A 25,362-nucleotide genomic window follows, 5' to 3' on the forward strand; every position below is an offset into this window, starting at 1 on the left:
AAATTTATAATTTCCAAATAATAAATTAAATTTCCAAATAGGAAATTAATTGAATGCAAGGTGGTGAAAGGTATGAAAAAACTAAACGTTCTAAATAGCATTACGGAGTGTGGAGTTGTTGCGGTTGTAAGAGCTGATACGAGAGAAGAGGCCATTCTTATTTCCGAAGCATGTGTAAAAGGCGGAATCGTCGGAATTGAGATTACCTTCACAGTGCAGGATGCAGAATCAGTACTGAAAGAATTAACTTCTGTTTATTCAAATAGCGAGGTCTTAATTGGGGCAGGAACTGTTCTCGATGCGCAAACTGCACGGATTGCCATCATGAATGGTGCACAATTTATTGTTAGTCCATGTTTTGATGTAGAGACAGCAAAGCTATGTAATTTATATCAAATTCCTTACATGCCAGGCTGTATGACGATTAATGAAATGAAAGAGGCACTACAATACGGTGCCGATATTATTAAGCTGTTCCCGGGCAATGCCTATGGTCCTGAATTTATCAACTCGGTAAAAGCTCCGCTGCCGCAAGTAAATATTATGCCAACAGGGGGCGTCAGCTTGGATAATGTTGCCGAGTGGATCCAAAATGGCTGTGTGGCTGTAGGGGTTGGCGGAAATCTAGTAACACCCGCTAAAACAGGGAATTATGCGCAAATTACCGAGTATGCAAGCGAGTATATTAAAAAAGTAAAAGAAGCAAGAGAGGCGAAACGATGAAAAAGATTGTCACTCTTGGCGAAATTATGCTTCGGTTTTCAACAAATGCAGGGGAGCGGTTACAACAAACGAATACGCTCTCAATGCACTATGGCGGTGCCGAGGCCAATGTAGCTGTGTCTCTTGCCCATTTTGGCTATCAGACTTATTTTGTAAGTAAAGTGCCGAACAATCCATTAGGAAGGGCTGTCGAACGTCACTTGAAATCTCATGGGGTACATACTGATTACCTTGTGAAGGGTGGAGAAAGATTAGGTTCCTATTATGTAGAATCAGGTGTAGGCGAAAGAAGTGCCCAAGTAATCTATGACCGCAAATACTCCAGTTTTTCCAACTTAAAATCTGAAGAGTTAAATTTTGAAGAAATTTTTAACGGTGCGCACCTTTTCCATGTTTCCGGAATCACCCTCGCGTTGTCCGCTGAATTAAGGAAGCTGACATTACAAGCGTTGAAATTTGCCAAGGAAAAAGGAATTACAACAAGCTTTGACTTTAATTATCGGGCAAAGCTGTGGAGTCAACAAGAGGCTGCTGAAGCAATAAAGCCGTTATTGCCCTATGTTGATATATGTTCCTGCGGCGAGCTTGATGCCATTCATTTATTAGGCATTGAGGAAACTGATCCTTCCCTTTCGAAGGAAGAACGGCTGTGCTATTACTACGGGAAAATACAAGAAATGTATCCGAACATCCAATATATGTGTTCAACATTCCGTAAGGTTATATCGGCATCGGAGAATACACTCCAAGGCAATCTATATCTTGATGGAGAACTGTACCAATCGAAGGTGCATCATATTTCACAAATTGTCGACCGCATTGGCGGCGGAGATGCCTTTATGGCGGGGGTATTGTACGGAATCCTAGAAAAATTGCCGTCTAACCAGTTAATTTCCTTTGCAGCTGCTGCATCGGCCTTAAAACATACAGTGCATGGTGATTGTAACCTGTTTTCGACAGATGAAGTCCTTTCATTTGCCGAGAACGCACCAGGTAAAATCGTTCGATAAATTGAAATAAAAAGGAGAAATGAAAAATGGAAACACGTTATGCTCATCATCCAGAGGATGTAAAAAAATATACGACAGAGGAATTAAGAAATCACTTTTTAGTAGAAACACTTTTTGAAGCCGGCCAAGTACACTTGACTTATACTCACGTGGATCGAATGATTTTTGGCGGTGTTACTCCGGCTAAAGAAGAATTAACAATTAAACTTGATAAACAGCTTGGCGTAAATTATTTCTTAGAGCGCCGCGAATTAGGAATTATTAACATCGGTGATGCGGGTGTTGTTGTTCTTGATGGTGTTGAATACGACATGAACCGGAGAGATGGTTTGTATGTTGGCAGAGGGACAAAAGATGTACGATTCCGCTCAAAGGATGCAAACAAGCCAGCTAAATTCTATATCAACTCGACTCCGGCGCATCATACATACCCGACAGTCAAGATTGATATTAACCAAATTGACCCGCTGCAAGCAGGTGCTCCTGGCACATTAAACGAACGGAAAATTTATCAATATGTTCATCCAAATGTATGCCAAAGCTGCCAGCTGCAAATGGGCTTAACGATGCTTTCACCAGGAAGCGTGTGGAATACAATGCCTTGCCACACACATGAACGCCGGATGGAAGTGTACTTATACTTTGATATGGAGCCGGAAACTCGTGTATTCCATTTCATGGGCAAACCAGAAGAAACAAGACATCTTGTCATGAAAAATGAACAAGCGGCCATCTCACCAAGCTGGTCGATTCATACAGGTACCGCAACAAGCAACTATACCTTTATTTGGGGCATGTGCGGCGAAAACATTACCTATGATGACATGGATTTCGTAAAAATGGAAGACTTGCGTTAATAGAAAGATAGATTTTTAACTTCTGCTATTTTCATTATTTTTAGACCGGAGAAGATTTCGGTAGCCTATAAGACCGATAAGCGACCGAACGATACCATTTCTTAAGATTTCGGTAGCTTATAAGGCCGATAAGCGACCGAACGATACCATTTTTTAAGATTTCGGTAGCTTATAAGGCCGATAAGCGACCGAACGATACTATTTTTTAAGATTTGGGTAGCTTATAGGATCGATAAGCGACCGAACGATACCATTTTTTAAATTTTCGGTAGCTTATAAGGTCGATAAGCGACCGAACGATACCGTTTTTTTAGATTTCGGTAGCTTATAAGGCCGATAAGCGACTGAACGATACCATTTCTTAAGATTTCGGTAGCTTATAAGACCGATAAGCGACCGGACGATACCATTTTTAAAGATTTCGGTAGCCTATAAAGTTTATTAGGTAGCTAAGAAGCTCGATTGACTGCGGCTTTTATTTTTTGGGGGTAAACGGTTGCAAATTTACTCGATTGCTAGCATTTATTAAAAAATCAATCAAAATAAAAACGACCAACATAGTATTGGAGGTATAAAAGATGACGAGTGAATTAAATGCTTTTTCAATGGATTTTTTCCAGCTTGACGGGAAAGTAGCGATTGTAACGGGTGGTAATACCGGCCTCGGGCAGGGATATGCCGTAGCTCTTGCCAAGGCGGGTGCCGACCTATTTATCGTTACACACGGCACTAATTGGGATGAAACGCGGGATTTAATTAAGCAAACAGGCCGCCGGGCAGAATTTCACCAAGCGGACCTAAGCGATAGACAGGCAATAAAAGGGATAGTAAACGAATGCCTAAATGCCTTTGGCAGAATTGATATTTTAGTTAACAATGCTGGCACGATTCGCCGTTCGCCAATCCAAGAGTACAAACAAGAAGATTGGGATGCAGTAATTGAACTAAACTTAAATGCTGTTTATCTCCTTAGCCAGGAAGTGTCTAAAGTAATGGTTGAGCAGCGAAGAGGCAAGATTATTAACGTTGCATCGATGCTATCTTTCCAAGGTGGAAAGTTTGTTCCGCCGTATACGGCCAGTAAACATGCTGTGGCTGGCCTGACAAAGGCATTTGCCAATGAATTAGCAGAATATAATGTCCAAATTAACGCCATTGCCCCTGGGTATGTGGAAACAAAAAATACGGCTCCGATTCGCGCAGATGAAAAGCGCAATGCCGAAATTTTATCACGTATTCCTGCAGCACGCTGGGCAACACCGGCAGATTTGATGGGTGTTGTTGTCTTCTTATCCAGTAAGGCATCTGATTACATGAATGGTCATATTTTGGCGGTTGATGGAGGGTGGCTGGCGCGATAATGAATCTAGGTATAAGGGCACACGATATTGACAATCAGTCGTTAGAAAAGTTAGTAAAGAAAATTAGTGATAAAGGGCTGACTTCAATCCAGTTAGCCTTAAATAAATCCTTTCCGGATATGAATACAGCGACAGGCAGTTTATCCCCTGGCTTCGCCCAGCATATCCGCCGGTCCTTACGGGAGCAGGATATCCAAATCGCTGTCCTCGGCTGTTATATAAACATGATTCATCCAGATCAAACAGAGCGCAGTAAGGCATTGGAGCGGTTCAAAGAGCATATCAGATTTGCCAGAGATTTTGGCTGCAGTATTGTCGGTACAGAAACCGGGAATGTGAATGCGGAAATTGCTTATACAGTCGAAAATTTTAAAGAAAAGCCATTCTTTGAAGTTGTCGAAAGCGTTCGTGAGCTTGTAGCCGAAGCTGAAAAATTTGGTGTTATTGTCGGAATAGAGGCAGGTGTGAATCACCCAATTTATTCTTCGAAGGTGATGAAGCGACTTTTGGATTCTGTCGACTCAAATAATCTTCAAGTCATCTTTGATCCAGTCAATCTGTTAACGATTGAGACATATCAAAACCAAGAGGAAATCTTCCAAGAAGCATTTGATTTATTTGGGGATCGAATCGTGATTTTGCACGCAAAGGATTTTATCGTAGAAGATAACATGGTAAAAACAGTTGCTGTTGGCCAGGGGATATTAAACTACAACTTCGTGTTGAACTATATAAAAAAGAAAAAGCCGTTTATCAATATATTAATGGAAAGTACGCAGGAGCCCTATATAGACGGAAGTATTGAATATTTAAAGAAAAAGTATCAAGAGGCTTAAATGCCATGCAATCTGCAAAAAAAGTCCCGTGTAAAATAAATTTCACACGGGACTTTATTCATTAAGCAATTGGTCCGCCTTTTTCTTCAATTTCAGCAGACACAGCGGTAAATTTCTTAAAGTTTTCACGGAACTTCGCCGCTAATTCTTTCGCTTTCTTTTCATAGGCTTCTGGGTCTACCCATGTTTTATTTGGCTGGAGAACCTCATCAGGAACACCGGCAATATGAAGCGGAATATTTAAGCCGAAGAATTCATCTTTAACTGTTTCAACATGGTTTAGTTCGCCTTCAAGGGCTGCTTGAATCATCGCTCTTGTATAGGAAAGCTTCATCCGGTTGCCGACGCCATATTGGCCGCCAGTCCAGCCTGTATTGACTAGAAAAACATTGGAATTGTGTTCTAGAATTTTTTCGCCGAGCATTTCTGCGTAACGAGTCGCAGGAAGCGGCAGGAATGGTGCTCCAAAGCAGGTTGAGAAGGTTGCTTCAGGTGATGTCACACCGCGTTCAGTCCCGGCTAGCTTGGATGTATAGCCGCTTAGGAAATGATACATAGCCTGTTCTTTTGTTAACTTGGCAATTGGCGGTAATACGCCAAAGGCATCGGCTGTTAAAAAGACAATTGTATTGGGATGACCGGCAATACTCGGCAGGATAATATTATCAATCGCATCAATTGGATAGGCTGCCCTTGTGTTCTCGGTTAATGTTCCATCGTCATAATCAGGGATTCGCGATTCCTGATTGATAACAACATTTTCGAGGACGGTACCAAAGCGAATCGCATCGAAAATTTGCGGTTCTTTTTCACGGGAAAGATTGATGCATTTTGCGTAACAGCCGCCTTCAATGTTAAAGACGCCGTTTGATGACCAGCCGTGTTCATCATCACCAATCAGACGGCGGTTAGGATCAGCTGAAAGGGTGGTTTTTCCTGTTCCGGATAAACCGAAGAATAATGCTACATCTCCTTCAAGCCCGACATTCGCCGAACAGTGCATGGAAAAAATATTATTCTCCGGCAGCAAATAATTCATCACGGAAAAAATCGATTTCTTCATTTCACCTGCATATTCGGTCCCGCCGATTAAGACAATCCTGCGTTCAAATGATATGATAATAAATGTTTCGGAATTTGTGCCATCGACAGCGGGATCTGCCTTGAAATTTGGAGCCGAAATAACAGTAAATCCGGCATCGTGAGTCAGCAATTCATCCTCGGATGGGCGTATGAATAATTGATGCGCGAATAAATTATGCCAAGCATATTCATTTACGACTTGAATGGGCAGGCGGGATTTTTTATCGGCGCCGGCAAAGCCTTTAAACACAAAAAGTTCAGGTTGTTGTTTTAAGTATTCAAGAACCTTATGATAAAGACCTGTGAAAGCGTCTTCGGAAATCGGTTGGTTGGAAGGGCCCCAGGCAATTTTATCTTTCGAAGACTCCTCCATCACTATAAATTTATCTTGAGGTGAACGGCCTGTATATTTGCCGGTAGAAACACGAACTGCACCTGTGGCGGTTAATGTTCCTTCATTACGGCATAAGATTTTCTCGACTAATTGGGGAACGGATAATTGTACTTGAACATGATTTTCCTTTAACAGCTGCGTTAACTCATTAGGAATTTTTAGAGAATTCATTTAATGAAACCTTCCTTTTTTCATGGTTTTTGTATTAAATAGTATAACACATTGACGTCAATAGTCTACACTATTTAACAAAATCAAATTGCATTTTATACATTATTCATATTATTTATAATAAGTTTTAACATTCATTTAATTTTTGCATATGATTGAAAAAATAACGTTGTTTTTTCTAAAGTTTTTGCAGGAAGTTTCTTTAAAAATTCATTGACATTGCTCGATATTGTAGCGTATTATTCTATTTTGAACGGATACTCTCTTATCCCGAGCTGGTGGAGGGACAGGCCCAATGAAACCCAGCAACCTGCAATATGAAAAGTTGGCCGTTTACAGGTGCTTTTCAAGTGCAAAGGTGCTAATCTGACGCAAGGCTGCTGCCTTGAACGATAAGAGTGAAAGGCCCGGAACAACCTTTCCTCGACAGTGGTTAGGTTTTTTGTTTTGTATAAGTCCTTTTATGAAAAGAGTCCCTAATAAAAATCCTTTGTTTATTTAATACTAAGGCTGGGAGTACCGTATCAATTCACGAGGTCCAAGAAGTATTCCTGTAACCTTCATAAAACCTCGATGATCTCATAATATAGGAGGAATTCAGATGTCAACAAAACGTCGTTTGTTCACTTCTGAATCAGTAACTGAAGGTCATCCAGATAAGATCTGTGACCAAATTTCTGATTCCATTTTGGATGCTATTTTAGCAAAGGATGCTAATGCTCGTGTTGCGGCTGAAACTTCAGTGACAACTGGATTGGTTCTTGTTGCTGGTGAAATCACTACGTCTACTTATGTAGATATTCCAAAGATTGTTCGCGAAACCATTAAAGGTATTGGTTACGATCGTGCGAAATATGGTTTTGACTCCGAGACATGTGCTGTATTAACCTCAATTGGTGAACAGAGTCCTGACATTGCCATGGGTGTTGACCAGGCCCTTGAAGCACGTGAAGGCCTAATGTCAGATGAAGAAATCGAAGCAATTGGAGCGGGTGACCAAGGGTTAATGTTTGGGTTTGCTTGTAATGAAACGAAAGAGCTTATGCCACTTCCGATTTCGTTAGCACACAAGCTTGCTCGTAAATTAACAGAGGTGCGTAAAGATAAAGTTCTTGAGTACCTTCGTCCGGATGGAAAAACGCAAGTAACCGTTGAGTATGATGAAAATGACCAACCTGTGCGCATTGACACGATTGTTATCTCAACTCAACATAATCCTGAAGTAACATTAGAGCAAATTCAGCGCAACCTGAAAGAATACGTTATCAACCCGGTTGTTCCAAAAGAACTAATCGATGAAAACACAAAATATTTCATTAACCCGACAGGCCGTTTCGTTATCGGCGGACCACAAGGGGATGCTGGCTTAACTGGCCGTAAAATCATTGTTGATACGTATGGCGGCTATGCTCGCCATGGCGGCGGTGCCTTCTCTGGTAAGGATCCAACAAAGGTTGACCGTTCTGCAGCCTATGCAGCTCGTTACGTAGCGAAAAACATCGTTGCTGCAGGTCTTGCTGACAAAGTAGAAGTTCAACTTGCTTATGCCATTGGTGTCGCACGACCAGTTTCGATTTCGATTGATACGTTCGGAACTGGCAAAGTGAGCGAAGAGGTTTTAGTTGATTTAGTAAGCAAAAACTTCGACCTCCGCCCAGCCGGAATCATTAAAATGCTTGACCTTCGCCGTCCAATTTATCAACAAACAGCAGCATACGGTCATTTTGGCCGTACCGATGTTGAGCTTCCATGGGAGCTTACTGATAAAGCGGATACGTTACGTCAAGAAGCGAATCTATAATAAATTAGGGAGTTACATTTCGGATGTAACTCCCTAATTTATTTTTCGTCTAACAATTAGTGTAGTTGTCTTTAAAAATGAATAAAATGTTTAAGTAGGACTATAGAAGTAAAAAATGAAGGTACAGTAAATTTCCTAATGTTTTCAGTGCATTTTTCTAAAAAATAATGGTAGTATTAGATAGATGTTTTTTTAGGTGATGTTTTATTTTGAAATGGAGTAGGTGAGGTACATAATGTGTGGTTTTATCGGTTGTGTACACGACAAAACACAGAATTATAGTGATGAACAAAGACAACAATTTAAACATATGAACGATATCATTACTCATCGCGGACCGGATGATGATGGTTTCTTTTATGATGACCATATTCAATTTGGCTTCCGTCGTTTAAGTATTATCGACATTGAGAGCGGTCATCAGCCGCTTACGTACGAAAATGAGCGCTATTGGATTATTTTTAATGGTGAAGTATATAACTATGTGGAGCTTCGTGAGGAATTACTCAAAGAAGGGTTATCGTTTGCGACGAGCTCTGATACGGAGGTTATTATCGCCCTATACAGCCACTTGAAGGAAAAAGCAGTCGAGAAGCTGCGCGGAATGTTTGCCTTTGTTATTTGGGATAAAGAGGAGCAAACCCTTTACGGTGCGCGTGATCCGTTCGGGATTAAACCATTTTTCTATATGCAGGACGGGGAAAGAACGTTGTTTGCATCAGAGAAGAAAAGTATCTTACTCGCCCTTGAAAATGACGTTTTGGACTATGATTCGCTGCAACACTATTTAACCTATCAATTTGTTCCTGAACCAAACACTTTGTCTGAGGGAATAAAAAAATTAGAGCCAGGTCACTATTTCACAAAAAAAATAGGCGGACCTATGGAAATTAAACGATATTGGAAAGCGCAATTTAAGCCAGTCCAAAAATCAGAATCTGATTTTATTAAAGAAATTAAAGATGTTCTGTTCGATTCTGTTAAAATGCACATGCGCAGTGATGTTCCAGTTGGTTCCTTCCTTTCAGGCGGAATTGACTCTTCGATCATAGCGTCGATTGCGAAAGAGTTCCATCCGGCAATCAAAACGTTCTCTGTCGGCTTTGAACATAATGGCTTCAGTGAAATTGATGTCGCCAAAGAGACGGCAGAAAAGCTGGGTGTGGAAAACATCAGCTATGTGATTACACCGCAAGAATATATGAATGAAATTCCAAAAATCATGTGGCATATGGATGACCCGCTGGCAGACCCGGCATGTGTGCCGCTTTACTTTGTTGCACGTGAAGCGCGTAAACATGTTACAGTGGTCCTATCTGGTGAAGGGGCCGATGAATTATTTGGCGGCTATAATATTTACCGTGAGCCGCAAGATTTAGAAGTGTTCAATAAAATTCCGCGGGTAGGAAAAGTCCTATTAAAAGGGATTGCGAACATGATGCCTGAAGGAACAAAGGGAAAAAGCTTCATTGAACGCGGTGTAACACCGATGGAAGAACGTTATATCGGGAATGCCAAGATGTTTACGGAAGAAGAAAAACGTGACCTTTTGAGCGTCTATCGTGAAGGATTGAACTACTTAGATATAACAAAACCGCTTTATCAGGAATCAAAAGGTTATGATCCTGTTGATCGGATGCAATATATTGATATTCATACATGGATGCGCGGCGACATTTTGCTTAAGGCAGATAGAGTCACAATGGCACATTCGTTGGAACTTCGAGTTCCATTCCTTGATAAAGCCATGTTTGAGGTGGCATCGAAAATACCGACCAGCTTGAAAACAGCAAATGGTACGACAAAATATATTTTACGAAAAGCAGCTGAAGGCATTGTGCCGGCGCATGTGCTTGACCGTAAAAAGCTCGGCTTCCCAGTGCCGATTCGCCACTGGTTAAAGGCGGAAATGAATGAATGGGCGAAAAAAATAATCCGTGAAAGTAACACGGATCATTTAATTAATAAAACATACGTTTTAAGACTGCTTGAAGACCATTGCCAAGGCAAAGCTGATAACAGCCGGAAAATCTGGACGGTATTAATGTTTATGGTTTGGCATCAGGTATATGTGGAAAACGTTTATTCTTTTCAACGTGATTTTGCGCTGCAAAAAGAATTACAAACAATGAAACACTAATATGAAAGCACCCATATGATGAGATGGGTGCTTTTGTTTTGAGGTTGGGACAAGGAACCTGTCCCTATTTATTTTTCTGTATTTATGATTGCAAGGACTTATAATATTGTGCCTTCTCCGCATATTCTATATAAATGCGTTCCATATCTTTTTTGTCTTCCGCTGTTAATTCTCTAATAACTTTTGCAGGTCTGCCGAATGCTAAGCAATTAGGGGGGATTTTTTTCCCTTGGGAAACCAGACTGCCGGCACCAATAAAAGCACCTTCGCCGATTTCAGCTTGGTCAAGTATAATCGAACCCATACCGATTAACGCTCCTTTTCTAATGATACAGCTATGGAGAATGACCTGATGGCCAACGGTTACCTCATCCTCTAAAATTAGCGGGTTATTGGGACTTTGGTGTAAGATAGAATTGTCTTGAATATTGACTTTGTTACCTATCTTAGTTGGTGCGACATCACCTCGAATTGAGGTGTTAAACCAAACACTGGATTCTTCACCGATTTCAACATCACCGGTAATCGTTACATAATCGGCAATAAAAGCAGTTTCGGCAATTAAAGGATATTTATCTTTAAACGGATAAATCATTCTTTTCGCTCCTTTATGAGTGATAGTTCTATTGTAGCGAAAACGTTAGGCACTTTTCAAAAGGTTTAACTTTTTAAATGAAGGCAATTTGTCCATTATGGCTGGTGCACCCGATTTTGCAGGTTCATTGTTCATCTATGGTAAAATGAAATATAACTTTTCTAGGGGGAAATAAAAATGTGGAAGTGGGAAGCTGAAGGGGAAGCGAAGGCGGTCATCGTCATTGTTCATGGAGCGATGGAACACCATGGCAGATATGGCTGGCTGATTGAGATGTGGCGTTTATCTGGCTTTCATGTCATTATGGCTGACCTTCCAGGGCAAGGGATGACGACCAGAGCCAACCGCGGCCATATCGATTCTTTCGATGAATATATTTTTGAAGTTAAGGATTGGGTCCAAGCTGCTTACCGTTATGATCTGCCTGTTTTTTTACTTGGACATAGTATGGGCGGATTAGTCTCGATTCGCTTACTTCAAGAAGAGAAGTTAAATGTCGCAGGGGTGATTCTATCTTCCCCGTGCTTAGGACTGGTCCATTCCCCTTCCAAATTTTTAGATGCGCTATCCCATGTGTTGAATGTGGTTTTTCCTTCGTTACGAATGAATTCAGGATTGACTGTCCAAATGGCGACGAGAAATGAAGACGTAAGGGAAGTGGACTCGAATGATACCCTTTACGTGACAAAGATATCGGTTAGATGGTATCGTGAACTTGCTAAGGCGATGAAGCAATCGTTTGTCAATCTCGAAAAAATACAGGATATCCCTATGCTGGTCATGCAGGGTGGAGATGACAAAATCGTCAATAAAACGACCGTTAAGGAATGGTTCAATCATGTCCCACTATCCGAAAAGAGATATAAGGAATGGCCGAAATGCTACCATGAAATTTTTAATGAACCGGAGCGCGAAGAGGTCTTTGAATACGCAAAAGATTTTGTTTTGAGTCAATTAAAAGCAATCGGATATATCGTTTAGAAAGGTTGTTGTTTCCATGATGCCAATCACCCTCATGTCCAGGGTATACCGCAAAATTCTTCCAGCAGTCCATCAAGAATTGGCTTATTGGAAAAGCCGGGCTGAAAAAATACCCAATCCGGAGTTACGAACTCAGGCGCTTGCCAGTATTGAGCATAAAACGTTTCACTGTGAAGGTGGAGCAATCTTAGCGCTCACAGCCGGCGCGGATTATAAGAAAGCAATCAAGTTTATCGTCGCTTATCAAACGATTAGTGATTATTTAGACAATCTTTGCGACCGAAGCACATCGCTTGATCCTGAGGACTTTACGGCCCTTCATGAGTCGATGGCTGATGCCCTTTTACTTAGGACTGATAGGAAAAACTATTACCGGCTTCGCGAGGATCAAGATGATGGGAATTATTTGCAGGATTTATCACAAACATGTCGTTCTGTCCTAAATGAGACAGAGCATTACGATGTAATCAAAGATTACCTGCAGGAGCTGTGCCAGTATTATTGTGATTTGCAAATTCACAAACATGTGGTTCACGAGGAGCGGGTGCCGCGGCTTGAAAGATGGTTCCATCGTTACCAAAATCGGCTCCCTGAGATGGAATGGTATGAATTCTCCGCCTGTTCCGGTTCGACATTGGGAATTTTTTGTTTAATATCGTATGCCATGCGTGAGGATTTTCAGGCAAGTGACGCCGAAAATATTCGTAACGGCTATTTCCCTTATATTCAAGGTCTCCATATTCTCTTGGATTATTTTATTGATCAAGAGGAGGATATGGCCGGAGGGGACTTAAACTTTTGTTCGTATTATGACAATCAGGAAACACTTTTTCAACGGCTAAAGCATTTTGTTGTGGAAGCGGACAGGCATACGGAGTACCTTCCGCATAAGAAATTCCATCAGCTTATTAATCGGGGGTTGTTAGGAATTTACTTATCGGATGAAAAGGTCAGAAAACAGAAAAATGTCCGCAAACTGGCAAAGGGAATCATTAAATCAGGCGGATGGGTCAGTTATTTCTTTTATTTTAACGGACGCGCCTACCGCTCAGTGCAAAAATTAGTTCCAGCGTTTGTGACAAGACTTATGGTGAAATAAAAAACCAGGCCCGGCCTGGTTTTTTAACGTTTTTCTAATGCCACAATAAATGGCGGGTTATTTTGCTGATTGATAAATTGGTATCGCAGCACATGTGCTTTTTTTTGGTCTAAGTGTTGGCAGAATTGAAGAAGGATGTCCCGTTCCACCGCACCTTGTTCGTGCCCATGGTAAATTACAAGGACAATGATTCCCTCTGGCGCCATAATTTCCAATAACTGCTCGATTGCGGCAATGGTTGTATCTGGTTGAGTAACAATGGATTTATCGCTGCCAGGCAAGTAGCCAAGGTTAAAAATCGCTCCCGTAATGTTTCGCTGATCAGCAGTTGGAATTTTTGCGGAAAGCTGTTCGTGTCCTTCGTGAAAAATGGTCACCCGTTCTGACAAGCCATGTGTCGCCAAGCGCTCCTTTGTTGCCAGGATTGCCTCTTTTTGCACGTCAAAGCCGTAAACTTTCCCGTTGTCTCCAACAAGCCCCGCCAAAAACACGGTATCATGGCCATTTCCAACTGTCGCATCGACGACAACATCACCGGGTTGAACGGCTTTTTCGAGTAAATTTTTCGCAAACGGAAGAATACGCTCCATTTTCATCGGTTCAATGCCCCTTGATAAAATTTACCCTGCCAGCTGTCTCTACGCTTCAGTTCTGCATCAATGGAATTTAATACTTCCCACTTATTCACACTCCACATTGGGCCGACCATCAAGTCAATCGGTCCGTCGCCGGTAATTCGGTGAACAATCATTTCCGGTGGTAAAATCTCCAATTGGTCACATACTAAGTTGACATAGTCCCGTAGTGATAGAAATTCAAGCATACCTTTTTCATATTGCTTGACCATCGGTGTGCCTTTTAAAAGATGGAGCAAATGAATCTTAATTCCCTGAACGTCTAATTTAGCAACTTCACGGGCCGTTTCCATCATCATTTCATTCGACTCAAGCGGCAGTCCATTAATAATATGAGTGCAAATCCGAATTCCATGCTTTCTTAGTTTATTAACACCGTCAATATAACTCTGGAAATCATGGGCGCGATTGATAAGAAGCGCGGTGCGTTCGTGCACAGTCTGAAGCCCGAGCTCTACCCATAAATACGTCCGTTTGTTTAATTCCGCTAAATATTCGACGACATCATCGGGCAAGCAATCTGGACGAGTGGCAATCGACAAACCGACGACGCCTTCCTGCTTAAGGACGGTTTCGTATTTTTCACGAAGAACTTCAACGGGTGCATGGGTATTCGTGAACGCCTGGAAGTAGGCCATGTACTTGCCATCTTTCCATTTCGTGTGCATTTTTTCTTTAATCTCATTAAATTGTGTTTCCAGTGTCTCGACACGATTACCGGCAAAATCTCCTGAACCGGCTGCACTGCAGAAGGTACAGCCCCCATGAGCAACAGTACCGTCACGATTCGGACAATCAAAGCCGCCATCAAGTGCTATTTTAAACACCTTATGGCCGAAATGCCCGCGCAGATGGTAATTCCAGGTATGGTATCGTTTATCATCGGCTGCAAATGGAAAAGGTTTTGTCTGAAGCATGTCAGAAAACCTCCTTTTAATTTTACATAAAAACAATTTTAACATGAAGCCAAGCCTTATCCAATTGTAATTGTTTCAAAGAAAGTTGGTAAAAAATTATCCTTCGGTTTCTGTAATAGGAAAAAGAATGGAGAACACAATAAGAAATGAAGCCGTGCGCTTCATAGCAGGGATTGAAGGGGGTTCTTAAATGGCTACTCGTGATTCAATGGATAACCTGATGCAGCAGTGTGAGGATGCTATTCGATTTGCCGAGGAACAATATAAGCAAAGCAGCCTCCAAGAACAATATAACGATGATAATTATACACAGGCACTACAGGCTCTCGAAGACACTTACGGTGATATCGCCAAAATGGCCCATTTTGCTAATTCGCAACAGCGGGAGCAGCTCCATAGGATGAGACTTCAGCTGCAGCAACTGCAAAACTCAATGATATTAAAAGGCCATTAAGAGGAGGAGAAACTTCTTGAAAAAAAGATCAAAACAGCAAAATCCAGAACAAAAAACTCGAAATGGAATCAATAATCAAGATCTCGAACTCGGCCAGGATGTTGACCTTGTTAAAAAAGCAAAAAAGAAATTTGAACAATCAGGCGGTCAGCCAGTAAAATCCAAAATGCATCAAGAATAAAACCTTTAAATCTCTCAACAATTTGTTGGGAGATTTTTTTGTGGGTATTTTAAAAAAATTCTTTTAAATCACTTGGAACATCAATTTCTTAATAAAAACAACATGAAAATAGAAGAAAACCATGTTCACATTTTAGCAACAACTACAATTTTTTGTGTGATGTAGCTCACAGATGGGGAGTGTTTAACATGGTTTAAATGAGATATGGATTTAAAAATCTCATTCCATGAATACCACTTTTTGCTAAGTGAACCTACTTAGCACCTTTCTTAGAACATTTTGTGAATGCGTTCACATTTTATCCACAAATTTTGCTTAGCAAAGGAAGTATTGAAATGAAAAAATACCTTTTTATCGGTAGCATCATTCTGGCCTTTATGTTTCCTTCGGTTAGCTTCGCTGAGAGTAAAATTTTAAGCTTGGAAGAGCTGACGATACAAGTCATGCCGGAGTATGCATATCATCCAAATGATCAACAAAAAGATTATCCACCGCTGTTAATTGGTTATCAGGGATCAATGGTAAATACCTCTGATCAGCCGCAAAAAGGACAAATTGAAATACCGCTGCCAATGGGAGAGAAAAACTTCCGAATTGGCTATGTGGCAGATTACTCAAGCGATTTACGAACGACCTATGAAATTGAATATGCCATCGACCGTGAAAAAGGAACGATTTCCTGGACAACAAGTGAAGAGATTGGTCCGAATGAACGCTATAAATTTGTTATTGAATTTTATACAGACAGCCTAAAGATAAATAAAGGAAAGAAAACCTTAGCGTATCATTTTAAAAGCTTTGCTGATATCGGACTCGTCAACGTTACCTTTACAGAGCCGACTAAGGCAAAAAAATTCAAGCTCTCACCGGCCCCTGATGAAAACCAGAATCATGGTGAAGCAGCTAACATTTTCTCCTACCTTTTCCAGGGGGTAAAAGCGGGTGAAGAAAAAAACCTCACCTTAACATATGAACGCACCGAAACGAAGCCGAACACAGAGCTTTTAAATGATTCAGCTGAAGTAAAAGTAAACGAGAATAAGAAAGCCACAATTATTGCCGTTAGCGCATTTAGCGGGATTAGTGTTGTATCTGTGGCTGCCTTGACTATCCTGATAAGAAATCGCAGGAAAAGGCAGTAATAAACAGAAGCGCCTTTTGGCGTGATTCCATGGGAATTAAGGTGCCTTCAAGGTACTTTAATAAATGGCTGTGTTAAAGAACATTGTTGATTTTGAGCACAATGTTGATTGGAGTGGAAGGCGCGAGACTCCTGCGGGAGCAGCGGGACAGGTGAGACCCCGCAGGCGCTTTAGCGCCGAGGAGGCTCACCGCCCGCCCCGCGAACCGCTCGCGCCTGGAACGGAAATCAACATTCACTTTTAACACAGCCTAATAAATAAATAGAGAGTATCCAGATTATTCATGGGAGGTGAAATAATGTTTAAAAAGCTTCTAAAGATGGACAAAAAGTTTTTAATCGTCTTAGCACTACTTATCGGCGTGTTTTTATCATTTTCGACAGTCAAAACAATGGCTTACTTGGATTCACCGGGATTTTGTCAGAACTGTCATACGATGAAATCCGTTTATTCGTCATTCGTGGATTCAACTCATTCCGATTTGCAGTGTAATGATTGTCATTTGCCGCACAAGAGCGAGGTTGGGAAGTTATTTTTTAAAGGCCGCGCCGGGATGACACATATTTATTTCAACACACTCGGAACAGACGATATTCCGGATGTAATCCAGGCGACGGACCGCACAAAGGATATCATGAATGACAACTGTATCTCGTGCCACAAGAGTACGCTCAGCAATGTCTCACATGACGCTAAGGATAAGTGTATTTCCTGTCACAAAACAGTTCCACATGGGAAAGGCTTTAAAGATGATCATTATAATAAGCCACCTAAATCAGGAGAATTATTAGAAAATAAGGGAGGATTTTAAAAAATGGGAAGGATTCGATATGGGGCATATCTTCTCCTGCTGGCATTTGTGTTGATGATCACTGGCTGCAGCAATGATTCCGGTGAAAAAACAGCTGCGGCAGCAGGCAAGAAGACAACAGGCCTTTCAGCCGATGAAATAAACAATGAAGCATTTAAGGACTTATTTCCGCTACAATATAACAGCTACAAGAAAAATGAAAAAATGGAAGACACAAAATACGGCGGCTCTGTAAAAAGGAGTAAATTTGACCCAGACAAGGAGCCGCTGTTACCAATTCTTTTCAATGGCTATGGCTTTGCGACTGAATACAATGAAGACCGCGGTCACACATACGCCTTAGAGGATATCCGCAGTGTGAAGAGGATTACTGACAAGTCTGTTGGCTCTTGCTATACATGTAAATCAACTGCTGTTCCGAAAATGATTGAAGAAATGGGCGACAGCTATTGGGGCGCTAATTTTAACAAAGATATTTGGCCAAAAGGCGAAGCGATGGGCCACTCGCCAATCGGCTGTTCCGATTGCCATGATCCAAAAACAATGGATTTACGTGTAACACGTCCTAGTCTTTTTAAAGCGTTGAAGGCAAAGGGTGTCGATGTGTCGAATCCAACGAAGAACGAAATGCGCAGCTATGTGTGCGGGCAGTGCCATGATGAATATTACTTTGCTGCTAATAATAGTGAGGTTACCTATCCGTGGACAAAAGGTTTTAAGCCTGAAGATATGTATGAATACTATAGCACAATCGCAAAAGAAAACGGTTTTGAGAAAGACTGGATCAGCAATATTTCCGGCACACCAATGTTAAAAGCACAGCATCCTGAATTTGAAACACACCTATCAGGCACGCATGGGAAAGCAAATGTATCCTGTGCCGATTGCCATATGCCTTACGAACGTGTCGATGGAAAAAGAAAGATCACATCACACTGGTGGACTTCACCGCTTAAAACGATGCAAACATCTTGCGGACAATGTCACGGTGACCGTGATTTAGACAAACTAAAGGATCGAGTAATTGAAATTCAAGATGCAAATGTGAAGGGATTACATGATGCCCAAGATATTTCCACTTCAGCCCATTACTATGTAAACAAAATGATAACATCAGGCGTGAGCCAGGAAAAAATTAAACAAGCTCAGGAATATGTACGTAAAGGACAATGGTTCTGGGATATCATTGCCGCTGAAAACTCCGCCGGCTTCCATAACCCGCAAGGATCAATGGATTCACTGCGAATTTCAATTGAGGAATCCAACAAGGCCATTCGCCTAGCAACAGAAGAGCTTGTGAAAAAAGGCGTCAACATGGATGAGCTTGACAAGGAAATTGAAAAGGTTAAAAAAGCTGTTGCCGATGAGAAAGTAAATGAGAAGAAAAAAGATCACGCAGTCAACAGCTATTTCCCAGCACAAGCGCCAGTAGTACCTTCAGTTCCAAAAAAATAGACCCTTTCCATTACATTCTTATTCGTCCCGCTAAGAAGGAATAAGAAATTTAAGGAAAGAGCCCTTGAATACGTTTTTGAAAGCACTGTTCCAGTTGAGGAACAGTGTTTTCTTGTAGTTATTGTGACAAATTTGTGGCTAGATGTCAATTTGCGGGACTTGTTTTTTGGTTTGGCGAAATTCCTTCGGGAATTGGCGGAATCCTCCTTCAAATCCGCGGGATTATTCTCCAGTGAAACTGGTAATGAAAAATGATTGCACCCAAACTAAAAAAAGACTAAAATAGCCTAGGGATTTGAAATAGTTAATGTTAAAGGAGCGTTTTTCATGCCTCGTGCCTTATGGCTTTTAATCATCGGGATGGCAGTGAATGTAATAGGCTCTTCTTTTTTATGGCCTTTAAATGCAATCTATATTCACAATCATTTAGGAAAGTCCCTCTCCGTTGCAGGGATTGTCCTCATGCTCAACTCGGGAGCAAATGTAATTGGAAATCTTTATGGCGGCTTTTTATTTGATAAAATTGGCGGTTATAAATCTATTATATTGGGAATTGCTATTTCCCTCTTATCATTAATCGGCCTATCTATCTGGCATGACTGGCCACAATACGTCGTTTTCCTTACCATTATCGGCTTTGGAACAGGAATTATTTTTCCATCGATGTATGCCATGGCAGGTTCAGTTTGGAAAGAAGGCGGGCGTAAATCGTTTAACGCCCTTTATGTCGCTCAAAACCTCGGCGTTGCCGTAGGTGCGTCACTTGGCGGATTCGTAGCAGCTTACTCCTTCCAATTAATCTTCTTAGCGAATACCATCATGTATGTAATCTTTTTACTAATTGCCATATTTGGATATAAGGGAATTGTGGTAGAGCCTGCGAGACACAGCCATCATGAAAAAGCAGTGAAAACTGTAAAAAGCAAAGGCAATCTGCAGGCTTTACTGATTGTTTGCGCGGGTTATTTACTCTGTTGGGTTGCTTATAGTCAGTGGACAACAACCATTGCTACTTACACACAGGAAATCAATATTTCATTGAAGCAATATAGCTTACTATGGTCGATTAACGGTGCTATCATCGTTCTTGGACAGCCGCTATTAAACGGAGTGCTTAAGAAACTTTCCGCATCACTCAAGGTGCAAATCCTTATTGGAATTGGAATTTTTATCGTTTCATTTTTAGTTGCTGGAAAAGCGAGTGCTTTTTCGGGATTCCTCGTTGCTATGATTATCTTAAGCATCGGTGAAATGTTCATCTGGCCTGCCGTACCTACCATTGCTTTCGATTTAGCTCCTAAGGGGAGAGAAGGCTTTTATCAGGGAATCGTCAACAGCACAGCTACAGGCGGCAGAATGGTTGGTCCATTACTAGGCGGAATAATAGTAGATACGTATAGCATGTCCTCATTATTTTTCGTATTGATCGGACTATTCCTAATCGCAATCCTCACCACACTTATGTATGATCGTGGAATAAAAAGGAAAATGGTGTCAGGCACCCTTCGTGGACAAATGTAACATTTGTCCACGTGGGAAGGACAGTGGGGAATGAATCTCCATTGTCTTTTCTTTTGGTTGTTTATAAAGAAGATTTCCTGTCCATCCTGAATTTAGGCGCAAGTTTACTTGCATACCATCGAAAAATTTAATACAATAACCGTAATACTTTTATATTAGAAAAACAGTGATCAGGAGTAGTAATGGTCAATACCCGAAATGTAGAGAGTTGACGGCTGGTGGAAGTCAACCGGGTACATCATGAACTCGCCTTTGAGTTGCAGGCATGAAAGAACAGTAATGCTTGCCGTATTCCGCGTTAAGGATGAATGAAGCGAGTGCATGCATGCACTAATGTGGGTGGTACCGCGGGAAGATACATACAATCCTCTCGTCCCTTTTTGGGATGAGGGGTTTTTTATTTTTTTATAGGAGGAAAGCATTATGAGTTTCGACCATCAGCAAATCGAAAAGAAATGGCAACAGAAATGGGAAGCAGAAAAGACATTCAAAACGAGTGAAGAATATGATAAACGCAAGTTCTACGCGTTAGATATGTTTCCCTATCCATCAGGTGCTGGGCTTCACGTTGGACACCCTGAAGGCTATACAGCTACTGATATCCTATCTCGTATGAAGCGGATGCAGGGATATAACGTCCTTCACCCAATGGGCTGGGATGCATTCGGACTGCCGGCAGAGCAATACGCGCTAGATACAGGCAACGATCCTGCCGAATTTACCGAACAGAATATTAACACTTTCCGCAGACAAATTAAAGCGCTTGGTTTCTCCTATGACTGGGATCGCGAAGTTAACACAACCGACCCGGAATATTATAAATGGACCCAGTGGATTTTCTTAAAGCTTTGGGAAAAAGGGCTTGCTTATATTGATGAGGTAGCCGTAAACTGGTGCCCGGCACTTGGAACCGTTTTAGCAAACGAAGAAGTCATTGATGGTAAAAGCGAACGCGGCGGCCATCCGGTTGAGCGCCGTCCGATGAAGCAATGGATGTTAAAAATTACCGCTTACGGTGACCGCTTACTTGAAGATTTAGAAGAGCTTGATTGGCCGGAAAGCTTGAAAGACATGCAGCGTAACTGGATTGGCCGTTCTGAAGGGGCGGAAGTAACCTTTGCAATCGACGGACATGATGAAACCTTCACTGTTTTCACAACTCGTCCGGATACGTTATTCGGTGCAACCTATGCTGTTTTGGCTCCGGAGCATGCCTTTGTTGATAAAATTACGACAGCCGAACAGCGCGCTGCAGTTGAAACTTATTTAGATAAAGTGAAGATGAAAAGCGATCTTGAGCGCACGGACTTAGCTAAAGAGAAAACAGGCGTATTTACCGGTGCCTATGCCATCAATCCTGCCAATGGCGAAAAAATGCCAATCTGGATTGCCGATTATGTATTAGTAAGCTACGGAACCGGTGCGATTATGGCCGTACCTGCTCATGATGAGCGCGACTATGAATTCGCGAAGGAATTCGGTCTGCCAATCAAACCAGTTGTTGCTGGCGGCGATGTAGAGAAAGAAGCCTATACGGGTGATGGTGAACACATCAACTCCGACTTCTTAAATGGATTAAATAAAGAAGAGGCAATTACCAAAATGATTTCCTGGTTAGAGGAAAAAGGCATCGGTACCAAAAAGGTAACTTTCCGCTTACGTGATTGGTTATTCAGCCGTCAGCGCTACTGGGGTGAGCCAATTCCAATTATTCATTGGGAAGACGGCACGATGACAGCTGTGCCAGAGGACCAGCTTCCATTGATGCTGCCAAAAACAAAAGATATCAAACCATCCGGAACCGGAGAATCACCACTTGCCAATATTGCCGATTGGGTAAATGTTGTTGATCCGGAGACAGGCAAAAAGGGACGACGCGAAACGAATACAATGCCGCAATGGGCCGGCAGCTGCTGGTATTATTTACGTTATATTGATCCAAAAAACAGCGAAGCACTGGCTTCTGCCGAAAAATTAAATCACTGGCTGCCTGTTGATATTTACATTGGCGGTGCCGAACATGCCGTTCTTCACTTGTTATATGCCCGTTTCTGGCATAAATTTTTATATGATATTGGTGTTGTTCCAACAAAAGAACCATTCCAAAAGTTATTCAACCAAGGGATGATTTTAGGCGAAGGCAATGAAAAAATGAGTAAGTCAAAAGGAAATGTGGTTAATCCTGATGATATCCTCGAGAGTCACGGTGCCGATACGCTTCGCTTGTATGAAATGTTTATGGGACCACTTGACGCCTCAATTGCTTGGTCGACAAACGGTTTGGACGGTTCCCGCCGTTTCCTTGACCGAATCTGGCGCTTATTTGTGGAAGAAAACGGTGAATTAAATCCGAAAATCCAATCAAATGAAGAAGCGTCCAATTTGGAAAAGGTTTACCATCAAACTGTGAAAAAGGTCACCGAGGATTACGAAGGCTTGAGATTTAATACCGCAATTTCACAAATGATGGTCTTCATTAACGAAGCATATAAAGCAACAGTACTACCTAAGGATTATGTAGAAGGGTTCGTCAAAATGCTTGCACCTGTTAGTCCACATATTGCAGAAGAGCTTTGGAATAGATTAGGACATAGCGAAACAATCTCTTATGAGGCTTGGCCTGCATACGATGAAGCAAAGCTAGTTGATGACCAAGTGGAAATTGTCATTCAAGTAAATGGTAAGGTAAAGACAAAGCTTATGGTGCCAACGGATGCGAGCAAAGAGGCATTGGAAGGCATTGCAATGGACGATGACCGCGTGAAGGAACAAATCGAAGGAAAGACAATTCGCAAAGTTATCACGGTTCCGGGTAAACTAGTCAATATCGTAGCAAATTAATAAAGAAAACTCGCCGATTGGCGAGCCGTTAGGCGGTTCATGAGGCGTAGTTGCACTTATGCCTGATGGGAAAGTTATACTTTCCCATCGGCTAAAATAGAACATCCTCCTGCAAAACTGGGGGATGTTTTTCTGAAGGGATGAATAGGATGGAAGCAATTCAAACGATTACACCAGAAGAGTTACAAAAGAAGCTCGCGGCAGGGGAAAAGCTAGAGCTTGTGGATGTTAGAGAAGATGAAGAAGTAGCAATGGGGATGATTTCGGGAGCAAAGCATATTCGTATGGGGGAAATTCCTGCTAACTTGGACTATTTTGATAAGGATAAAGAATATATTTTTATCTGCCGCTCAAGCGCCCGCAGCGGTAATGTTTGCTACTACCTTCAGGATCAGGGCTACAAAGTCCGCAACATGATAGGCGGCATGATGAATTGGACTGGAGAAACGAAATAACCGATTCCATTTTTGGAATCGGTTTTTCTTTTTAATGAAACTTGTTAATGACATCAATTTTGACTTTTATGAGATAATTTTGAGCAATTACTAGATATTTTTGAGCACTTACGACATATTTTCATTCATTTAGAACACATTAACTGAAACTTACGACATTTCCTGGATAATATTTGAAAAAACGTAACTTTTCCAGCTCTCTCTTTTATAAAATTCAGAAAAATGGTCAATAATGATATTAAAAAGGGAGAGGGAGAGTAGATTGATACAGGTGAAATTGTTTGATCGGGAGCATGAGAAGGATTTGGAAAAGGAAATGAATCGTTTTCTAAGAGGAATAGATGAAAAGAGTCTGCTAGATATTAAGTATAACGTTGCAGCGATGCCGGAGGAGGAAGAGGAAGAACAGATTTATTGCTTTACAGCGATGATTATTTACAAGGCCTGACAAAAGTCAGGCCCGATTTTTTGCCGCTAGAGCGGCATTGGTTCCCGCAAGCCTGCCGGTCACAAGTGCGGAGGTAATATTATACCCTCCTGTATAACCATGAACATCAAGAATTTCACCGCAAAAATATAAACCATCCATTAATTTCGAGCCCATCGTTTGCGGTTCAATTTCCTTAACAGACACGCCGCCGCCCGTGACAAATGCTTTTTCAAGTGGAAGTGTGCCATTAACGTTAATCAAGAATTGCTTGCAGCTTTTAGAAAAACTACGAATTTTTTCATTGGAAATCATGCCTCCCTGCTCGGAAGGGTCGATACCATTTTGTTCTAATAGAAATAGTAAATAACGTTCAGGCAGCAAGCCCTTTAACGTATTTTTAATACTTTTCTTAGGCTCACTTTTTACAAGTCTAACAATTTCCTGAACAATTTCCTCTTCTTTTTTATCTGGAAGGGCATCGAGGCTCATGGTAACCTCTTTTAATTTCCACTTCTTCATCGCCTTCACAACAAACTGGCTGCAGCGCAGTACTGCAGGACCGCTGATGCCAAAATGAGTAAACAGCATGTCCATCCGATGGGAGATAATTGGCTTTCCTTTTGGATTTAACACACTTACGTCAATATCGCGCAATGACAATCCTTGCAGAGTCTTATTTCTTATAAAAAGTTCACTAGACGTGACAGGGACTTCGGTTGGAAACAATTCGGTAATCGTGTGTCCAGCCTTCTTCGCCCAGGCATAGCCGTCGCCGGTTGATCCTGTATGGGGGACCGATTTGCCGCCAACAGCAATGACGATGGATTTAGCGGCAATTTTTTGGCCATCCTTTAATAAAACAGCAGCCGTTTGTCCATTTTCATAGATGACTTCCGCTGCCGGGGAGTTTTTGAATACACGAACATGAAGCTTCTCTAATTGCTCCAAAAGAGCATCGACAACGGATTGAGCTTTATTCGAGACGGGGAACATCCGCCCGTGATCCTCTTCCTTTAAGGAAATTCCTAATTTTTCAAAAAAGACAATAATGTCCTCGTTACTAAAAATGGAGAAAGCACTGTATAAAAATTTCCCGTTTCCAGGCAAATGTTTAATGATTTCTTCCACAGGCAGACGGTTTGTGACGTTACAGCGTCCACCACCGGATATCGCCAGTTTTCTGCCAAGCTTGTCGCCTTTATCGATTAACAGCACCTTTGCCCCTTTTTCACCAGCGGCGATGGCAGCCATTAACCCTGAGGGGCCGCCGCCAATGATGATTACATCGTATTCCATATTTGCACCAACTTTATGTTCATTCATTTTTATCGGTAACCTAATGGTATTTATACCAATTACTCCATTATAACCATTTCAGCCCATACTGAAAACAAAACAAATGGACAACAATTTTTAATAAATTTTTGGGGTTGTTAGTGGCGCCATTGGGAAAAGAGTTGTAAACTACA

General features: G+C 41.5%; 23 protein-coding genes, 1 riboswitch and 1 other annotated feature. Of the genes, 18 read left to right on the forward strand and 5 right to left on the reverse strand.

Annotated features, from left to right (window positions below):
* The first annotated feature begins 72 nt into the window (after positions 1-72).
* The 5 genes from ACFVSW_RS19410 to ACFVSW_RS19430 all read left to right on the forward strand — a co-directional run bounded on the left by ACFVSW_RS19410 (position 73) and on the right by ACFVSW_RS19430 (position 4,787).
* The gene (locus ACFVSW_RS19410) at positions 73-723 is read left to right on the forward strand and encodes a bifunctional 4-hydroxy-2-oxoglutarate aldolase/2-dehydro-3-deoxy-phosphogluconate aldolase (RefSeq protein WP_387318257.1); all 651 of its coding nucleotides are present in this window, start codon (positions 73-75) and stop codon (positions 721-723) included.
* The gene (locus tag ACFVSW_RS19415) at positions 720-1,733 is read left to right on the forward strand and encodes a PfkB family carbohydrate kinase (RefSeq protein WP_387318258.1); all 1,014 of its coding nucleotides are present in this window, start codon (positions 720-722) and stop codon (positions 1,731-1,733) included. The genes ACFVSW_RS19410 and ACFVSW_RS19415 overlap by 4 nt, the downstream gene beginning before the upstream one ends.
* A 26-nt stretch (positions 1,734-1,759) precedes the next feature.
* A complete protein-coding gene (gene kduI, locus ACFVSW_RS19420; protein ID WP_387318259.1) occupies positions 1,760-2,590 on the forward strand; it encodes a 5-dehydro-4-deoxy-D-glucuronate isomerase in 831 nt (276 codons plus the stop codon).
* Between the two features lie 578 nt (positions 2,591-3,168).
* The gene (gene kduD / locus ACFVSW_RS19425) at positions 3,169-3,951 is read left to right on the forward strand and encodes a 2-dehydro-3-deoxy-D-gluconate 5-dehydrogenase KduD (protein ID WP_387318260.1); all 783 of its coding nucleotides are present in this window, start codon (positions 3,169-3,171) and stop codon (positions 3,949-3,951) included.
* Positions 3,951-4,787, forward strand: a complete 837-nt coding sequence (locus tag ACFVSW_RS19430) for a sugar phosphate isomerase/epimerase family protein (protein ID WP_387318261.1) — start codon at positions 3,951-3,953, stop codon at positions 4,785-4,787. The genes kduD and ACFVSW_RS19430 overlap by 1 nt, the downstream gene beginning before the upstream one ends.
* Before the next feature lie 61 nt (positions 4,788-4,848).
* Here ACFVSW_RS19430 and pckA read toward each other — a convergent pair whose 3' ends face one another.
* Positions 4,849-6,435: a phosphoenolpyruvate carboxykinase (ATP) gene (gene pckA / locus ACFVSW_RS19435; RefSeq protein ID WP_387318263.1), complete on the reverse strand. Its 1,587-nt coding sequence runs from the start codon at positions 6,433-6,435 to the stop codon at positions 4,849-4,851.
* Positions 6,436-6,697: 262 nt separating this feature from the next.
* Positions 6,698-6,834, forward strand: a riboswitch (SAM riboswitch).
* A gap of 202 nt (positions 6,835-7,036) precedes the next feature.
* On the opposite strand from pckA, the gene metK reads away from it, so the two are divergent.
* Both metK and asnB read left to right on the forward strand, forming a co-directional pair.
* Positions 7,037-8,236, forward strand: coding sequence for a methionine adenosyltransferase (metK, locus tag ACFVSW_RS19440; RefSeq protein ID WP_024030147.1), 1,200 nt, complete (start codon positions 7,037-7,039; stop codon positions 8,234-8,236).
* Positions 8,237-8,471: 235 nt separating this feature from the next.
* The gene (gene asnB, locus ACFVSW_RS19445) at positions 8,472-10,376 is read left to right on the forward strand and encodes an asparagine synthase (glutamine-hydrolyzing) (protein ID WP_387318265.1); all 1,905 of its coding nucleotides are present in this window, start codon (positions 8,472-8,474) and stop codon (positions 10,374-10,376) included.
* A gap of 82 nt (positions 10,377-10,458) precedes the next feature.
* Here the strand turns inward: asnB and ACFVSW_RS19450 are convergent, their stop codons facing one another.
* Positions 10,459-10,971, reverse strand: a complete 513-nt coding sequence (locus ACFVSW_RS19450; RefSeq protein WP_387318266.1) for a gamma carbonic anhydrase — start codon at positions 10,969-10,971, stop codon at positions 10,459-10,461.
* A 177-nt stretch (positions 10,972-11,148) separates the two neighbouring features.
* Here ACFVSW_RS19450 and ACFVSW_RS19455 point away from each other — a divergent pair, with 177 nt between their 5' ends.
* The gene (locus ACFVSW_RS19455) at positions 11,149-11,952 is read left to right on the forward strand and encodes an alpha/beta hydrolase (RefSeq protein WP_387318267.1); all 804 of its coding nucleotides are present in this window, start codon (positions 11,149-11,151) and stop codon (positions 11,950-11,952) included.
* 16 nt (positions 11,953-11,968) lie between these two features.
* Entirely contained in the window at positions 11,969-13,051 is a 1,083-nt protein-coding gene (locus ACFVSW_RS19460) for a tetraprenyl-beta-curcumene synthase family protein (protein ID WP_387318269.1), read from the forward strand.
* 23 nt (positions 13,052-13,074) lie between these two features.
* On the opposite strand, the gene mnmM is transcribed toward ACFVSW_RS19460, so the two are convergent.
* Positions 13,075-13,647, reverse strand: coding sequence for a tRNA 5-(aminomethyl)-2-thiouridylate-methyltransferase MnmM (mnmM, locus tag ACFVSW_RS19465; RefSeq protein WP_387318270.1), 573 nt, complete (start codon positions 13,645-13,647; stop codon positions 13,075-13,077).
* Positions 13,644-14,603: a tRNA modification radical SAM protein MnmL/YtqA gene (gene mnmL / locus ACFVSW_RS19470; RefSeq protein WP_387318271.1), complete on the reverse strand. Its 960-nt coding sequence runs from the start codon at positions 14,601-14,603 to the stop codon at positions 13,644-13,646. The genes mnmM and mnmL overlap by 4 nt, the downstream gene beginning before the upstream one ends.
* Positions 14,604-14,793: 190 nt before the next feature.
* Between mnmL and ACFVSW_RS19475 the strand changes: the two genes are divergently transcribed.
* From ACFVSW_RS19475 to ACFVSW_RS19515, 9 genes are all read left to right on the forward strand, one after another.
* Complete coding sequence (locus ACFVSW_RS19475) at positions 14,794-15,057, forward strand: YtzC family protein (RefSeq protein ID WP_387318272.1); 264 nt, start codon at positions 14,794-14,796, stop codon at positions 15,055-15,057.
* A gap of 16 nt (positions 15,058-15,073) precedes the next feature.
* A complete protein-coding gene (locus ACFVSW_RS19480; protein ID WP_387318273.1) occupies positions 15,074-15,238 on the forward strand; it encodes a glycogen biosynthesis protein GlgD in 165 nt (54 codons plus the stop codon).
* Between the two features lie 335 nt (positions 15,239-15,573).
* Positions 15,574-16,380, forward strand: coding sequence for a hypothetical protein (locus tag ACFVSW_RS19485; RefSeq protein ID WP_387318274.1), 807 nt, complete (start codon positions 15,574-15,576; stop codon positions 16,378-16,380).
* Positions 16,381-16,678: 298 nt separating this feature from the next.
* Positions 16,679-17,191, forward strand: a complete 513-nt coding sequence (locus ACFVSW_RS19490) for a NapC/NirT family cytochrome c (RefSeq protein WP_387318275.1) — start codon at positions 16,679-16,681, stop codon at positions 17,189-17,191.
* Between the two features lie 3 nt (positions 17,192-17,194).
* Complete coding sequence (locus ACFVSW_RS19495) at positions 17,195-18,646, forward strand: ammonia-forming cytochrome c nitrite reductase subunit c552 (protein WP_387318276.1); 1,452 nt, start codon at positions 17,195-17,197, stop codon at positions 18,644-18,646.
* Positions 18,647-18,973: 327 nt separating this feature from the next.
* Positions 18,974-20,167, forward strand: a complete 1,194-nt coding sequence (locus ACFVSW_RS19500) for an MDR family MFS transporter (protein ID WP_387318277.1) — start codon at positions 18,974-18,976, stop codon at positions 20,165-20,167.
* Positions 20,168-20,324: 157 nt separating this feature from the next.
* Positions 20,325-20,548 (forward strand) — a binding site (T-box leader).
* Positions 20,549-20,590: 42 nt separating this feature from the next.
* A complete protein-coding gene (leuS, locus tag ACFVSW_RS19505) occupies positions 20,591-23,008 on the forward strand; it encodes a leucine--tRNA ligase (protein ID WP_387318278.1) in 2,418 nt (805 codons plus the stop codon).
* Positions 23,009-23,157: 149 nt separating this feature from the next.
* On the forward strand, positions 23,158-23,463 hold the full coding sequence (locus ACFVSW_RS19510; protein ID WP_387318279.1) for a rhodanese-like domain-containing protein: 306 nt from the start codon (positions 23,158-23,160) through the stop codon (positions 23,461-23,463).
* Between the two features lie 262 nt (positions 23,464-23,725).
* Positions 23,726-23,911 (forward strand): sporulation protein Cse60, encoded by a 186-nt coding sequence (locus ACFVSW_RS19515; protein WP_024030555.1) that lies wholly within the window; start codon positions 23,726-23,728, stop codon positions 23,909-23,911.
* A 6-nt stretch (positions 23,912-23,917) separates the two neighbouring features.
* On the opposite strand, the gene ACFVSW_RS19520 is transcribed toward ACFVSW_RS19515, so the two are convergent.
* A complete protein-coding gene (locus ACFVSW_RS19520; RefSeq protein ID WP_387318343.1) occupies positions 23,918-25,189 on the reverse strand; it encodes a BaiN/RdsA family NAD(P)/FAD-dependent oxidoreductase in 1,272 nt (423 codons plus the stop codon).
* Positions 25,190-25,362 lie beyond the last annotated feature (173 nt).

It is taken from the genome of Neobacillus sp. NPDC058068 (genome assembly GCF_042885335.1).
Taxonomy (GTDB): domain Bacteria; phylum Bacillota; class Bacilli; order Bacillales; family Cytobacillaceae; genus Neobacillus.